Annotated in this window: 12 protein-coding genes and 3 tRNA genes; 6 read left to right on the forward strand and 9 right to left on the reverse strand. The window is 52.0% G+C overall.

Features of this window, described 5'->3' with window-relative positions; all coding sequences use genetic code 11:
* Positions 1–311 precede the first annotated feature (311 nt).
* The 3 genes from DUE52_RS13685 to elbB all read right to left on the reverse strand — a co-directional run bounded on the left by DUE52_RS13685 (position 312) and on the right by elbB (position 2,125).
* Complete coding sequence (locus tag DUE52_RS13685; protein WP_114406581.1) at positions 312–938, reverse strand: histidine phosphatase family protein; 627 nt, start codon at positions 936–938, stop codon at positions 312–314.
* A 102-nt stretch (positions 939–1,040) separates the two neighbouring features.
* Positions 1,041–1,123, reverse strand: a tRNA-Leu gene (locus tag DUE52_RS13690).
* Positions 1,124–1,435: 312 nt separating this feature from the next.
* Complete coding sequence (elbB, locus tag DUE52_RS13695; protein WP_114406582.1) at positions 1,436–2,125, reverse strand: isoprenoid biosynthesis glyoxalase ElbB; 690 nt, start codon at positions 2,123–2,125, stop codon at positions 1,436–1,438.
* Between the two features lie 142 nt (positions 2,126–2,267).
* Here elbB and DUE52_RS13700 point away from each other — a divergent pair, with 142 nt between their 5' ends.
* Positions 2,268–2,663, forward strand: a complete 396-nt coding sequence (locus DUE52_RS13700; RefSeq protein WP_374755899.1) for a DUF3127 domain-containing protein — start codon at positions 2,268–2,270, stop codon at positions 2,661–2,663.
* A gap of 51 nt (positions 2,664–2,714) precedes the next feature.
* Here DUE52_RS13700 and DUE52_RS13705 read toward each other — a convergent pair whose 3' ends face one another.
* From DUE52_RS13705 to DUE52_RS13715, 3 genes are all read right to left on the reverse strand, one after another.
* Positions 2,715–3,257 (reverse strand): DUF4136 domain-containing protein, encoded by a 543-nt coding sequence (locus DUE52_RS13705; protein ID WP_229312161.1) that lies wholly within the window; start codon positions 3,255–3,257, stop codon positions 2,715–2,717.
* Positions 3,258–3,403: 146 nt separating this feature from the next.
* A tRNA-Lys gene (locus tag DUE52_RS13710) sits at positions 3,404–3,479 on the reverse strand.
* An 86-nt stretch (positions 3,480–3,565) separates the two neighbouring features.
* Positions 3,566–3,638 (reverse strand) — tRNA-Lys (locus DUE52_RS13715).
* A gap of 117 nt (positions 3,639–3,755) precedes the next feature.
* On the opposite strand from DUE52_RS13715, the gene DUE52_RS13720 reads away from it, so the two are divergent.
* On the forward strand, positions 3,756–4,490 hold the full coding sequence (locus tag DUE52_RS13720; RefSeq protein WP_114406584.1) for an SH3 domain-containing protein: 735 nt from the start codon (positions 3,756–3,758) through the stop codon (positions 4,488–4,490).
* A 215-nt stretch (positions 4,491–4,705) separates the two neighbouring features.
* Here the strand turns inward: DUE52_RS13720 and DUE52_RS13725 are convergent, their stop codons facing one another.
* A complete protein-coding gene (locus DUE52_RS13725) occupies positions 4,706–5,521 on the reverse strand; it encodes an SDR family oxidoreductase (protein WP_114406585.1) in 816 nt (271 codons plus the stop codon).
* A 178-nt stretch (positions 5,522–5,699) separates the two neighbouring features.
* On the opposite strand from DUE52_RS13725, the gene DUE52_RS13730 reads away from it, so the two are divergent.
* The gene (locus DUE52_RS13730; protein WP_114406586.1) at positions 5,700–6,155 is read left to right on the forward strand and encodes a CHRD domain-containing protein; all 456 of its coding nucleotides are present in this window, start codon (positions 5,700–5,702) and stop codon (positions 6,153–6,155) included.
* A gap of 64 nt (positions 6,156–6,219) precedes the next feature.
* Here the strand turns inward: DUE52_RS13730 and DUE52_RS13735 are convergent, their stop codons facing one another.
* The gene (locus tag DUE52_RS13735) at positions 6,220–8,466 is read right to left on the reverse strand and encodes a T9SS type B sorting domain-containing protein (protein WP_114406587.1); all 2,247 of its coding nucleotides are present in this window, start codon (positions 8,464–8,466) and stop codon (positions 6,220–6,222) included.
* Positions 8,467–8,534: 68 nt separating this feature from the next.
* Here DUE52_RS13735 and rlmD point away from each other — a divergent pair, with 68 nt between their 5' ends.
* Positions 8,535–9,980 carry a 23S rRNA (uracil(1939)-C(5))-methyltransferase RlmD gene (gene rlmD, locus DUE52_RS13740; RefSeq protein WP_114406588.1) on the forward strand — a complete coding sequence of 482 codons (1,446 nt, stop codon included), beginning with the start codon at positions 8,535–8,537 and terminating at the stop codon, positions 9,978–9,980.
* A 79-nt stretch (positions 9,981–10,059) separates the two neighbouring features.
* On the opposite strand, the gene dnaB is transcribed toward rlmD, so the two are convergent.
* Entirely contained in the window at positions 10,060–12,669 is a 2,610-nt protein-coding gene (dnaB, locus tag DUE52_RS13745) for a replicative DNA helicase (protein WP_374755900.1), read from the reverse strand.
* Between the two features lie 415 nt (positions 12,670–13,084).
* On the opposite strand from dnaB, the gene DUE52_RS13750 reads away from it, so the two are divergent.
* Both DUE52_RS13750 and DUE52_RS13755 read left to right on the forward strand, forming a co-directional pair.
* A complete protein-coding gene (locus tag DUE52_RS13750; protein WP_114406727.1) occupies positions 13,085–14,032 on the forward strand; it encodes a PhoH family protein in 948 nt (315 codons plus the stop codon).
* Entirely contained in the window at positions 14,013–15,341 is a 1,329-nt protein-coding gene (locus tag DUE52_RS13755; RefSeq protein WP_229312162.1) for a M43 family zinc metalloprotease, read from the forward strand. Before DUE52_RS13750 ends, DUE52_RS13755 begins: the two co-directional genes overlap by 20 nt.
* The last annotated feature ends 36 nt before the right edge of the window (positions 15,342–15,377 follow it).

Consider the following 15,377-nt stretch of genomic DNA (forward strand, 5'->3'; position numbering starts at 1 on the left):
AACCGGGTTTAAGTGAGCAGAAAAAATCCCTATTGCCTGGCAATCTGCACTTGATGATTTATTGGAAAATGCAAGGTCAGATTACAGGAGCAACCCGAAGGTGAAAGTGTCCAATAATAGCAATCCAAATAATAGTAGGACTTACGTCTGATAAATTTATTTGCATTTAAAACGCCCCTCGATCCCGAAACGTCGGCCCGGCCTAAAGGGGACTTTTAGCATCCGGATTTGACAGTCCCCTTTAGGCCGGGCCGACGTTTCGGGATTGAGGGGCAAAAAGCGAAAGTCCTAAATAGGTTTTGGTGAATTTTTTAAACTGTAGATTTTAAAAGATGAGAATAGTCATTAACCCGTTCAATGTACCAGTCAGAATGAGTATATCTCAAAATTGTCAATGAAGTGTTGTTTAGCTGAATTTTATGAGTCATCGCAGGAGAAGAGTCCAATATTTTACGCAGCAAGCACTTTATTGCCATACCATGTGTAACAATTCCAACTGTTACTTCAGAAGGTAACGTCAAAAGTGGACTTATAAAATCATACATTCTATTTTCCACCTCGAACTGGGATTCCCCGTTGTGGTCCTTAAAATGCCAATTGTCAGTACTCATGATCCGTACGGTTTCCTCTGTGTATATCTGAGTTCGTAGCTGACCTTCCCAATCTCCCATCCATTGCTCCTGTAGTTGGTCCGAGAGCAGGGCTTGAGGTAGATTAGCAATACGTCCAATAATGGCTGCAGTTTGCACGGTTCGTTCGGCAGGACTGGAAAACCAATGCTTAAACTGAATACATTCTTCTTTTAATCGTCGGCCAAGCTTTTCTGATTGCGCAATTCCCTCGTTTGATAACAGGTAGTGGTTAGAACGGCCACATATCAAATGCGGTTTTTGGTTTCCTTCACTCTCTGCATGACGAATGAGGTAGAATGTAGGCATAAGTTTAAAGTTTATCCTGAATTATTTTAGGGATTAAAGACACCGGTTTGAAACAGAAAAACCGCCAAATCAGCTTGATTTGGCGGTTTTAGTTCTTTTCTGTGTCCACGGAGGGATTCGAACCCTCACACCATGACGGCACCACCCCCTCAAGATGGCGTGTCTACCAATTCCACCACATGGACAGGAAACCGTATTTTTTGTGGATGCAAAAGTAGACACTTGCGCTCAAAAAACCAAGACGTCCTTACTTATTACTAAAAAATGATGCGACCATCAGTAAGTGCAGCAAGCTCCGTGCCTTTATGACCCAGAACGTATAGTGGGTCGTAACCGGCCGGACTGGTTCGTTCATCATAGGTTAGCACTGAACCTGGCTCTTCTCCCGATAGAAGAGCCAGTGTTTTTTGGAGAGGTGAGAGGATAGACAAGAGAGACAAAAAGAGTACGTTTGAAAAGTCTCACCTCTCTTGTCTATCCTCTCACCTCTCTCTGATCTATTCTTCCCGCAGCACCACCACCATTTCATCGATGGCGGCCCGGATGTTGTCGCGGACGTCCAGGATAGACGCTTCCATCATGTAACAGGGCGCACTGATAATCTTGTTTTCCCGATCGACTGAAATTTCCCGTACGGTTTTCATCTCGGCGTGGTGGCCCAGCGAAGTAATTCCGGCAGCAATTCCACTGATTTCGTACGGACTTTCTTCCCGATCCGAACCCACCGTGAGCGTGGCCGAAATCCCGCTGCCTTCCAGGGCTTTGGCCAGCGTGGTGGGGCTCATGCACAGCGCGACAATCGGTTTCTTGAGCGAAATCAGGTCGAGGATGAATTGCTTCACCGGTTCCAGAATCGCTCCCTGCGGGCCTTCGAATGCCCATTTCGTAATATTTTTGGCCGTGCCGAAACCGCCCGGCATCACCAGACCATCCAGTTCGTCGGCAGTCAGGGTGGCCAGATTCCGGATGTTGCCCCGTGCAATCCGGGCCGATTCGACCAGCACGTTGCGGGTTTCCGGCATTTCTTCGCCCGTCAGGTGGTTAATCGCGTGGTATTGGTCCACATCCGGCGCGATGCAAACCGTCTCGGCGCCCACTTCCGCCAGGGCCAGCAGGGTCAGGACGGCTTCGTGAATTTCGGTGCCGTCGTAGACGCCGTTTCCGTGTAGCAAGACTCCGATTTTCATAATTCAGGGGATCAATGAGGTGGTTTTTTGGGGAAAATTAAGCCAAAAAGTTGTAACTTCAACGATTCATTTCAACCTTCGCCGGACGAAACGAAATTCTGCTAGTAGTAAACAAAAAGAAAATAACAGAGAGCATATGGCAATGGAATTAGTAGGTAAACTGGTGAAAGTTTTACCTGAACAATCGGGTCAGGGGAAAAACGGAACCTGGACGAAGCAACAATTTGTACTCGAAACCATCGACCAGTTTCCCAAACAAGTCTGCCTGATGGCCTGGGGCGAAAAAGCCGCCGAACTGGCGCAGTATGCGCCGGGCGACACGATGAAATGTGCCATCAGCATCGAATCCCGCGAATACAACGACCGGTGGTATACCGACGTGCGGGCCTGGCGGATCGAGGCAGCAGAAGGCGGTGGAGGAGGATACGAACCGCAACCGGCCCCAGCCGCTGCCCCCCGTCGCTCCGAGCCCCGCGCAGCCGCGGCAGACCGTCCTCTGACGACGTTTGAAGAAGAAGACAACGGACTTCCGTTCTAAGGCTAAACTGACCAACCGGGTGATTTTTGGTTCTGCCGAAAATCACCCGAATCAGAGTTTGGAAAACAGCTTTTCCATCCCTTCATCGATCTGTTTCTGAAGCTTCTCCGGCTTCTTCGGGATAACCCCTTCCACAATTCCCTGCCAAACCATCTCATTCCGCTTCGAATCGATCAGGTGTACGTCGATCGTTCCCTGCCGGTATTTTCCCACGGGGACTTCCTGACTCCGCCAGCTATAGCGCCGTTGCCCGATGTAATAGGGCGGATCGGTGCGAAAATTCGTTTCACGGGTCTGCGTCTTCTCATCGACGGCAATGCCGATGTTCATCATCAGATCCGGCTGCGTGTCCACCCGGCGCAAACCCTTGCTCACCAGTTGTTTTTCAATGGCGGTTTTCAACGCATCGACCTGTGACCGGTAAAAACCGCTCTGGGGAATATCGCCCGTCGATTCGATGTCTGAAAAGGCAAACGTTCGATAGTTCGACAACGCAAAGTTGGGAGCCGGTTCGGTTTTAACGACACGAATCGAGCTACAGGCAGCGCCTACCATCAAAAGAAAGAAAAGGCAGGCCGGTGTGAGGGCTTTCATGGATTGGATGGTTCATTCATTTGCTTTTAAAACGAATGGCCGGTGAAAAAGTTGGCGGGAGCGTAAACGGATGGTGGAATGCAATAAAAATCCCGCCCCTGAGAAGGATGCGGGTTCGTGAAGAAAGCGTGTCTTCGCTGTATTTTTGGTGATCCGGCTGGGATTCGAACCCAGGACCCATACATTAAAAGTGTATTGCTCTACCAGCTGAGCTACCAGATCGTTAGCAATTGTCAGTGATCAGACATGAGGAACTCGATGCGACTGAAGAATTAACACTGAAAACTGTAGACTTCTTATTTTTTTAGTGATCCGGCTGGGATTCGAACCCAGGACCCATACATTAAAAGTGTATTGCTCTACCAGCTGAGCTACCAGATCGGAAAAAGGAGCAGATGAAAAGAAATGATATAAACCGTAACCTTTCTACTTTTACCTTTTGTAATTTTGAGTCGCTTCCCAAAATTGCGATGCAAAAGTACCTTTTCTGACGTGAAAATGCAAGGTCACTCTTTAAAATTGCTCTATTTTTTTTCATTTGTGCTGTTCCTGCGGGTCGGAAATGCAGTCGCAGCATCGACGTCCGTCACCCTCTATCAGGCTGATTCTCTGTTTGCTGCGGGGCTCTACCCGGCTGCCGTAGAGGCCTATGAATCCCATCTGCGAAAAGGCTACAAACCAACTGATCCGATGCTTCTCAAGCTGGCCTACGTGTGGGAAAAGCAGGGTGACGTGGCCAAAATGCTCTATTACCTGCAAGTTTATTTCGACCGCCGACCCGACGAAGCCATCCTGAAAAAAATGCACGATGTGGCGATTCAGAATAATCTTAGAGGCTATGAAACCGACGACCTGAATTATTTTTACCTGTTCTATAAACAGTACGGACTTTACATCACGCTGGGGCTGGTGTTGCTGGGGACCTACGCCTTTGGCATTTTCTGGCTGAAATACCGCAACCACGAACCGGCCCGCAGGCGGCATAAACTCATCGTCCTGGCCTACCTCACGGGCTTGCTGCTGCTGGTCAACTTGCCCGAACGCTACCAGTCCGGGATCATCAACCGCGACCGCGTTCTGCTCCGGCGCGACCCTTCTTCGGCGGCTCCGGTTGCCGATGTCATCAACCGGGGCCACAAAGTCAACATCCTCGGCAGCCAGGACGTCTGGCTCCACGTCTTCTGGAACGACGGCCTGTATTATGTCCGTAAGGATAGTGTGTGGTTAATTTGAAATGAGTTAAGGATGATGAGTGAAGAGTTAAAAATTAAAAGTAGGTAGGACTTTCGCTTTTTGCCCCTAAATCCCCTAAAGGGGACTTGGACGCGGCTTAATCCGGACGCTATAGGTCCCCTTTAGGGGATTTAGGGGCAAAAGCGAAAGTCCTAGTTGGCTGACGCAAGCTGAAAATAAAGTGCGTCAGCCAACTCTTCACTCATAACTCTTCACTAATTTTTTTTCCTCAAAGGTGAGTCTTTCTCCTTCGCCAGGGTGTTGTACACCATCCGATCCATGAGTCCGGGCATCCATTTGTTGAGGAAAACCGTCAGCTTCCCCTGAAAGGTCAGAATCAGGTCGCGTTTCCGGCGCTTGACGGCCTTTACGATGTGATCGGCACATTCTTCCGCGCTCATCATTTTACTCTCGTCACGCATCGTTTCTCCCGCCACCCGGCCCTCGTTGTTCAGGGAGGAAACGCGGATGTTGGAAGCCGTAAAACCCGGACACGCCACCAGCACGTGAACGCCGGTGTCGAGCAGTTCGGTGCGGAGGGCTTCCAGAAAACCGTTCATGGCAAATTTAGAGGCCGAATAACCGCTGCGAACCGGCAGCCCCCGGTAGCCGGCAATCGACGAAATGCCGACGATGGAACCTTTGGTTTTCAGAATGTGGGGCAACGCGTAGCGGGTGGCATACACCGTTCCCATGAAATTGATGTCCATCACTTTCCGAATCACGTCCGGGTCCACATCCCGCAGCATTGAGCGCATGCTGATGCCGGCATTGTTGATCAGAATATCGAGTCGGCCATAGGTTTGGATGGTCGCATCGATCAACTTCCGGACGTCGGCTTCCTGGCTTACGTCGGCCTGAACGGCCAGGGTATCGATGCCGCTCCGGCGCAATTCATCACGGACGGTTTCGAGCGATTCGGGCGAACGGGCGCAAATGACGATGGAAGCCTGCTCGCGGCCAAACGCAAAAGCGAGTGCTTTGCCAATTCCCGACGAAGCACCCGTAATCAAAACAACTTTATCTTTCATGAAACTGGGGAAATTCCGGATGAGAACCGAAAGGGGGGCGGATAAATAATTATCAGTTTTTGGTAGAAACTTCTCATTTTAATAAGTTATCTAGGTATTGCCCGCCTGAGGTTGCAGAGAATTAGAGCAAAGTTAGTATTATTGCGGAGCAATCTGGACCATTTACTATTTACGATTTATGAAAAGAACATTTGCGTATCTGATGACCGCCTTTGTGGCAGCAGCCCTGACGGTGACATCCTGCTCACCCATTAAAGACGCTCCCGACAAGAATGATACGGTCGAATTTGTAGCCACCCTGAACGGTGCGCAGGAGGTGCCCGGCAATGCTTCGGCAGCAACCGGCACAATGACAGGTACTTATAACAAAGCCGCCAAGGAACTGAGCTATACCATCAATTACACCGGCATAACGCCGACGGCTGGCCATATCCACCTGGCACCCGGTGGCCCGGGGACGAATGGTGGCGTTATCATCCCGTTTGCCTCCCTGACGAGTCCGATTAGTGGAAAAAGCACGCTGAACCAAGTGCAGGAAAACGCCTTGATGGAAGGTCGGCTGTATGCTAACCTTCACACAGCTTTGTTCCCCGCTGGAGAAATTCGCGGTAATATCATGCGGAAAGAGTTCTAAAAATTGACTCCGTTAAGACGCACAAAAAAAGCGATCCCGGAAAGGATCGCTTTTTTTGTGCGTCTTAACGGAGGAGTGTCACCGTGCCTTTGTACGACCGGTTGGTGTACTGAATCAGATAAAAATACTGCCCCGGTGGATAATCCTCCCCATCCCAGCGGAAAAGCCGGTTGGTGGATGAAAAAACCGCTTTTCCCCACCGATTCACGATGTCGACCCGGCGAAACTGGTCGGAGCAATTGTCCAGCGGTAAGTTAGGAACGCTGAACACATCATTTTTGCCATCCTCATTGGGCGTAATGACGTTCGTAATGGTGATGTTGTAATCGACCGGAATGTCTTTCACTACGAAGGTGACGCGGGTCGTATCGTAGCGGTTCGGGCAACTGCTGTCCTGCGAAATAAAATCGAGTTCAAATGTGGCCTGCTCTTTTCCCTGTAGCACCGAGCAATCGGGTTGCCAGACAAAGGGTGAGGTCAGTGGCCCCGGCCCGGTTTTGTTTTCAAACTGCATACCCAGGCTTTTCCAGTCGAAATTTCGCCCCACCGCCGTTAGTTTCAGCACGTCGGGATCGGGATCTTCGGCAATGGCATCGAAGCGAACCGCGGCCGGAACCGAGTCGCCGTGCGTAATGGTCAGCTCAACGACCGGATCGGTCAGCGTGGTTCGGACCGTGGGCGGTCGGCCGGTTGCGGGTGTTGCTTTCAGCCGGACGGTTACCGTGTCACGCAGATTTCGGTTGCAGCGGGTGTCGGTCACGATGAAATCAACGACATATTCCGTGTTTTTGACCTGATCACACTGCGGATTCCAGTTAAATTGCGAACTCACCGAACCCTGTCCCGAAACCGCGGAGAAGCTCATGCCGACCTGAGCGAGCGTAAAACCGCGTCCGACGGCCGTCAACGTGATCATATCCTGGTCGGCATCGGTTCCCAACACGTTGAACTGAAGGTTTTTGCCCGCCTGTATGGTCGTCTGGTTGTCGGGCAGGGTCGTTTCTGCATCCGGTCGGCGGTTGAGTTCTGGTTCGAGTAGCAGGGTGACGAAAAGCGTGTCTTTCAACCCTTGTGGACAGCCCTCGTCGGTCGCCAGCAGGGCCAGTTGCAGCGGTTTTCCATCGGCCAGGCATTTGTCGAAACAAATACGGGTCCGAACCGAATCGCCGGAAGTGCGAATGGTCACTTCATCCGGTGAAAACGTAATCCCCTGCGCCGGGCCGTTCAAGACCGACAGCTTGACCTTCTGGTTGGCATCCAGGTCGGTGACGTACACATCCACGCAATTGGCATCCTGGGTGCTTAATTTCAATACCGTGCCTTCTTTGTAAAAAGCCGACTGTCCGGTCTGGCGCATCGCCACGGCGGGCGGGTTATTCTTCTGGCAGTCGATGACTTTTAACTGGAAATCCCGACGGACGAGGCCGATGCGCTGGTAAACGCCCGACGCATTTTTTCGGTACTCTTCCACTTGAACGCAAAAAACAAACAGACCCACCTGCCCGGCGGTTACGGTAAGCTGGCCGGTTCGGGTATTGACCCGCAACGGCAGCGGCCCCGGAATGGCCCGATCCTGGTTGAGTCCGCTGCTCCACCGGACTTCGGGATAAGACGAACTGGGCAATGCCACCTGCGGGCGTGGGTTTTGCGACGTGCTGAAACCGTTGTAGGGTGTCACGAGCCGGTAGGCCAGGCTGTCGCCGTCCGCGTCGGTAGCACCAAAATCGAACGCAAAAGGCTGGTTGATGCAGATGTAATCGCCCTGCACAGGCCGGAAGGTCGGCGATGAGTTGAAAATGTCCGTGCTGCCGGTTCGCTGGGCCGGAAACTCCAGGTAAAACGTGGAACCGGCCTGAGCGGGATTCTGGATGTTGCTGATGGAATTGTTGCGGCAACAGCGCTCCCAGACCATGTAATAGCCGCGCGGATCGTTGAACGCATTGAGATTGAACACCACATTTCCGCCATATTTCAGCAAACGCGTACGAAGCGACGGCAGGGCACACTCCGGTTTGGTGTAGTCGACGGGCTGCGAGCCGATTTGCGGCAGTTCGACCGAACCAATGAACGCATTGTCGCCTTTGCGGTAAATAAAAATGACAACGGTGGGATCTTCGGCCTGCGGATTGCCGTTCAGATCGTCGAAATAAAGGTTGAGGTTGATTTGATGGGTAAACGGGTTTTGATTGGTCAGTCTTTTCAACTCCAGTTCTCCCCCCACGATGTGCGTTGCCAAAGCCGGAAAAATCAGGCCCATCCAGCCCACTACCAACCAACACCACCAGGCTGTAATCCGATAAAACTGTTTCATTCAAATACGGATAGGGTTGTTGAAACCAAAATACGGTGCTTAATTTACAGAATTTATTACAGTTTATTATGTCAGGAAAGACCCAAAAGATGTCGCAACGGTTGCAAGCGATTCGGATTGATGATGTTGCGGCTGAAGGAAAATGTTTGATTCGAACGGATGAGGGAGTCATCTTTGTGGAAGGCCGTTCGGGCGGGCCGGTAGCAGCACCGGGCGACGTGGTCGATATTCGCATTGTCAACCGGAAAAAACAATACCGGGAAGCGGTGGTTGAAAAAATACATTCCTTTGGGCCGAGCCGGGCCGAACCGTTTTGTCCGCATTTTGGTACCTGTGGCGGGTGTAAATGGCAACATATTCGCTACGATGAGCAACTTCGGTTTAAGGGCCAGCAGGTGTTCGATCACCTGACCCGGATCGGGAAGGTGCAACTGCCGCCGGTTCGACCAACCCTACCCTCTGTGCAGACCACCTATTACCGCAACAAACTGGAATTTACCTGCGCCGACGGCCGGTGGATCACCGAGGAGGAGATTCGCTCCGGAATGTCGGTGGACAAACGGGCGGTCGGTTTTCACATTCCGAAGCGGTTTGATAAAATTCTGCCCATTCAGCATTGTTATTTGCAACCCGATCCGTCAAATGCCATCCGGCTGGCGGTGGGGGCGTATGCGTTCGAGCACGGTTTTACGATGTATAACCTGAACACGCACGTCGGTTTTCTGCGGACAGTCATTATCCGCACCGCTTCGACGGGGCAGGTGATGGTGGTGGTGCAGGTCGCCGAGGACCGGCCGGAGGAGTTGGCGGGACTGATGGACATGCTGAAAACGACCTTTCCCCAAATCGCTTCGCTGAATTATATTCTGAACACCAAACTGAATGATTCGTACCAGGATCAGACCGTGGTTCCGTATTGGGGAAAACCGTACATCGAGGAGCAGATGGAGGATGGCAGCGGCCAACCGTTAACCTTCCGGGTCGGCCCCAAATCCTTTTACCAGACCAATGCGGCCCAGGCCTTTGAACTCTACAAAATCACGCGCGACTGGGCGGGGCTGACGGGGTCGGAGCGGGTGTATGATCTCTACACCGGAACCGGAACCATTGGCCTATTTGTGGCCCGGAAAGCGAAGCAAGTGATTGGTATTGAGTACATTGAAGCGGCTGTTCAGGATGCGCGGGTGAATGCGTCCATCAATGGAATTCACAACGCGGAGTTTCTGGCGGGCGACATGGGGACCTTGTTGACACCGTCTCTTTTCAATAAATACGGCAAACCGGATGTGGTCATCACCGACCCACCCCGGGCGGGCATGGACGAAGCCGTGACGCGGAACCTGTTGCTGGCTGCTCCCCAACGCATTGTCTACGTGAGTTGCAACACCGCCACCCAGGCCCGCGATCTGGCCATTCTGGACGAATTATACGAAGTGAAAGACGTTCAGCCCGTTGACATGTTCCCACACACCCACCATGTGGAAAATGTGGTGAAGCTGGAGAAGAGGAATTAAGAGTGATGAGTTAAGAATTAAGAGTTAAGAGTGCGTCAGCCAACTCTTAACTCTTAACTCTTAACTCTTAACTCTTAACTCAAAACGGTGTTTCCTGTTGGTTGGGGTCGATGTGGCCGAAGTTGGTGAAGTTGCCGCCCGGCGTATTTAAGGTATTGGCTTTGCTTTTGACAATGCCGCCCTGGTTTTCGAAGGTCTGCGCGCCGGACGTTTTGGCGTCGAAACCGGCCGACGGACCACTGAATGGGGGAGGAGTCTGCGGCATGAAGAACGCATCCAGATCGGCAAACTTGGTGTATTTGCCCACAAAGCGCAATTGAACGGTATCCAGCGAACCCGACCGGTTTTTGGCAATGATGACCTCACCGATTCCGGATACGGAATTACCGGCTTCATCGGCGCTAATGCCGTAGTATTCAGGACGGTACAGGAAGATAACCATATCGGCATCCTGTTCGATCGAACCGGATTCCCGAAGGTCGGAGAGTTGCGGTTTTTTGTCGCCACCCCGGGTTTCAACGGCCCGGCTTAACTGTGACAGGGCAATGACCGGAACGTTCAGCTCTTTCGCAAGGTTTTTCATGGCCCGCGAAATCGAGGCAATTTCCTGTTCACGATTACCGCCCATTTTGCCCGACGTGTCGCCCTGCATCAACTGCAAATAGTCGATGACGACCAGTTGAATATCATGCTGGGCTTTCAACCGGCGGCATTTGGCGCGTAATTCCAGAATCGAAAGGGCTGGCGTGTCGTCGATGAAGATCGGCGCTTCAGTCAGTCGCTGGATTTTATGGTGAAGCTGCGCCCATTCGTGCGGAGCCAGATTTCCTTTCTTGATTTTTTCACTATCGATCTCCGCTTCCGCCGAGATAAGCCGGTTGACCAACTGAACCGACGACATTTCAAGCGAGAAAATCGCCACAGCCTGCCCAAAATCAACGGCGGCATTGCGGAGGGCGCTCACGACGAAGGCGGTATTGTGCGTAACGGTCATGTCCTCCAGGAGGAAGAGCCGGTTGCCATCAATCTCAAAACCGTAGTAGTCGTCTACCTTATCGTATTCAATTTCGATACCGGTTACCCGCCAGTCGACCGGACTCGCCCAGTGCCGCGCTTTTTTTCGAAGTATTCGAACCGGAATCCGGTTAATGTCACCGTAGATCCGAATGCGGTATACTTCGCTTTCAAAACCGATGCTGCGAATCGACGCTTTCTTGGCGTGAAGTGACGTTCGAAAGCCCAGCGAATTGCTCAGATACTGAATCTGCTGCGCAAAATCGAGGTACTTCGAGGTGATTTCGTAGCCATTTGACTGTTCCAGGAAATGCCCGTCACTATCGATCAAACCAGCCAGCAAACTCAACCGGTTGGCGGTTGAATTGGTCAGGTAATTCGCCGGGATGTGTTTGTTTTGCAGCAGGTTGAGCTGGCGTAATTCATTTTGCAGGGAGAAAAAGGTTCTTCCGCCCCGGCTTCCTTTTGTGATGGCGTAGTTGGCACACTTCCCTTCCTGCGTATATTCACAAACTTCCAGTTCCAGTTCGGCGGCATACTCCTGCAGGTAATTCACGATTTCGGAATCCTGGGTCGTAATCCGCGAACTGTAGGAGTGCCCGTCGCCCAGCCACAAGCCGATGAAATATGGATCGACCGGTACGGATTTTTCAGGGTATTCGACGGCTACTTTATAGCCTTTGTAATTCGATTTGAACTTGGTCGATTTGGTGAGGTAATCCCGAACCGTAATATTCAGAACATCGCCCCGTTGGTGTGAACCTTCGTTGCGACTGCGTTTCAGCGATAAGATATGGCTTTCATTGACCCGGTAATCGATCCCGTGGTTTTGGCGGACCCAGAACATGCGCTCCTGCCCACGGGCGATGGAAAGCACCCGACGGGGTGTAGAATCGTCGCCCATCAACAAATCACCCGCCTGAACGTCTTCGACTTTTTTGAGGGTGCCGTCAAACATGACCACCTTTGTGCCTTTGCCCAGGCATTTCCCCATCCCTGGCCTGGCCGCCAGAATGATCAATTCCGACCGCTGCCAGCCCGACGTCAGCCGGTCGAGGGCACTGAATCCCGACGGAACGCCCGTCAGGCCGTCTTTCATGTTCTTTTTCTGCTCCAGTTCCTCCAGGGCCTGCCGCATGATGGTACTCATGTCGGCGTAGTTCTTGCGGATGTTGGATTCGGAAATCTTGAACATCGACTGCTCGATGCGGTCGAGGAGGTTGAAAACGTCGGTGGTATCTTCGTAGGCGTCGCGCTGGATTTCGTTGGCAACCGTGATGAGCGCGCGTTTGATGGACGCTTCCGCAATGACGCGGGCGTGGTACTCGATGTTGGCGGCCGAGGTAACGCGGGTCGTGAGTTCCGTCACGTAGCCACCGCCCCCCACCATCTCAATTTCACCGGTTTTGCGCAGTTGCTGCGTCACCGTCAGCATGTCGACCGGTTCGGCATTTCCGAACAGGGTGACAATGGCGTTATAAATCCGATTGTTGGCTTCCTTGTAAAAACTTTCCGGCTTCAGAATGTCGATCACAGCCGAAAGCGCATCTTTTTCAATCATCAACGCACCCAGCACCGCTTCTTCCAGATCGATGGCCTGCGGGGGCAGCTTGCCCAGCCCCGTTGGCGTCAGCATGTGGTTTACACCGTCGGACAGGCTACGCCGATTGCCCATGTAAGGGGTCTTCCGAAAGTTAGAATTAGTAGGGCGATCGTTCTCCATTGCTTTGCAAGTATAGCCAATCGGTGGTAGAATGAAAAGCCGACAGGCCGGATGTCGATCGGTTCCGGAACGGTTGGCAGGTCACTAAGTTGTTGTCTCTAAAGTACATATTCCCCGACTGGCAGGGTGAAAAAAAAGTGAAAATGTTTTTTGTTTTTAGCTTACGGTTAATTCGATTTTATAGCCTTGCTGACCCATAGAATTCGGGGTTGACACTGGAAAAGGCAACTGATTAATCGTGAAGGATTTGCACAAATTTGGCAGGATTTGGAGATAATAATTGACGATTTTTGTTGTTTACTACGTATGATCCTCTAAATTTAGAAAGAAAATAAGGATCGGTCACACTGAAAATATGAACGGAGATTTGGTAGAAAAAGTAATCACCCTTGACAATGTATCGCTCATCGACTTTTTGGGAGTTGAAAACAACAACATCAAAGAGGTAGCAGCCGCCTTCCCGATGAGCAAGATTATATCCCGCGGGAACGAAATCCGTATTAAAGGTACGACCCCGGAGATTACGCGTATTACCGACATCCTGGACTCGCTGATCGAGCACTACCAGAAATACGGAAAACTCACCCACGAGAATGTTCGCAGCTTTCTCAAAAACAACGAACGTGAGCCGGTTGCGCTGCCCCAAACCGACGACAACGTGCTGGTGTATGGCACCAAAGGCGTCATTGTCCGGGCCAAAACCGCCAACCAGCAGCGGCTGGTGGATGTGTCCGAAAAATACGATCTGGTTTTCGCGGTGGGTCCGGCCGGAACCGGGAAAACCTACACCGCCGTGGCCATCGCCGTGCGCGCCCTGAAAAATAAGGAAGTACGGAAAATCATCATCACCCGCCCGGCGGTGGAAGCCGGCGAGAATCTGGGCTTTCTGCCCGGCGATCTGAAGGAAAAAATCGATCCGTATCTTCGCCCGATTTACGACGCGCTGGACGATATGATTCCCGCCGAAAAGCTGAAACTCTACATCGAAAGCCGCACGATTGAAATTGCTCCGCTGGCGTATATGCGGGGACGCACGCTCAACCATGCGTTTATCCTGCTGGACGAAGCGCAGAACACGACGCCGATGCAGATGAAGATGTTTCTGACGCGGATGGGACCAAGCTCCAAAGCGATCATCACCGGCGACCGTTCCCAGATCGACTTACCCAAAAACCAGCGCTCCGGGCTGACCGAAGCCGTTGAATTACTGAAGGATATCAAAGGAATCGGCTTTGTAGAACTGGATGGCAGCGATGTGGTGCGCCACCGGTTGGTTAAAGAAATTATCACCGCGTATGAACGGGCTGAAAAATAGGCAACTTTTTGCTGCGCTGGGATTCCTACTCAGCATCGGTCTAACGGAGTCACGGGCACAAACGCCCGTGACTCCGCAACGCTGTGGCATCGATGTGCGTGAGCAAACCCTTCAACGACGGGATGCGCAGCGACTGACCAAACGCCTGAAGCTTAACGAAAAGATTGAAGACCTTATTCGGCAGCGAACCGAAGAACCCGGAAAAGCCCGGGTGGGAGAGGTTGTTTACCGGATTCCGGTGGTGGTGCATGTGGTGCATACCAACTCGTCCGGTTTTGTGGGCGGGGCCAACAATTCCAACATTTCCGACGAGCAGATTGCCTCCCAGATCCGGGTTTTGAACGAAGATTACCGCCGGATGGCCGACACCCGGGGCTTCAACACCAACCCGATTGGGGCCGACACCGGCATTGAATTTTTTCTGGCCCGCACCGATCCCGACGGGCTTCAAACCACCGGCATTACCCGGCATTATACCCAGAAAACGAGCTTTAACATCTACGACGGTTCCAGTGGTGACGACGTTCAGTTGTCGCAGATTGCCTATTGGCCCAGCGATCAATACCTGAATATTTGGGTGACGACCTTACGGAACGATTACCTGGGGTACGCCCAATTTCCGGAAGCGGAAGGCATTGACGGTCTCTCGTCCCTGGAAAATGAATTGACAGACGGCGTCATCATCGATTACCGGTATTTTGGCAGCGACATCGGGGCCGTTACGAGCCCAACTTATCGGTATGGCCGAACCACCACGCACGAAGTGGGTCACTGGCTGGGACTGATTCATACCTGGGGTGATGCGGTTTGCGGAACGGATTACTGCAACGACACGCCACCGACCGAAAGTGCCAACCAGACGACAGCCTGCGCCGAGCGGTTTTCTACCTGCAACGGTACCCGAACCCGCAACCAGATCGAAAATTACCTCGACTACACCCCCGATGCCTGCATGAATTTGTTCACGCAAGATCAGCGAACCCGGATGCGGGCGGTGATTGAAGCCAGCCCCCGGCGTCAGCGCGTGGTGCGGTCTGCAGACCCGTTGCCCCAAACCGAATCGCTGACGGTGAATGTTTTTCCGAATCCTTCCCAGAAACTATCGACACTGGAAGTGCTGTTCACCGGTTTTCAATCGTTTCAGGTCGACATCACCGATCTGTCGGGGCGGATCGTCCGCACCCAGAATTATACCAATTATCCCAGTTCTTCCATCAGCCTGCCGTTGGATACGCTGGCTCGGGGTGTTTATTTTGTGAAAGTGCATACCGACAAAGAAACGGCGTCCAAAAGGTTGCTGATTCGTTAAATACTGGTTTGCGGTAAACCGACTAACTTTCCTGCC

This window comes from Larkinella punicea, from assembly GCF_003334855.1.
In the GTDB taxonomy this organism is placed as follows: Bacteria; Bacteroidota; Bacteroidia; order Cytophagales; family Spirosomataceae; genus Larkinella; species Larkinella punicea.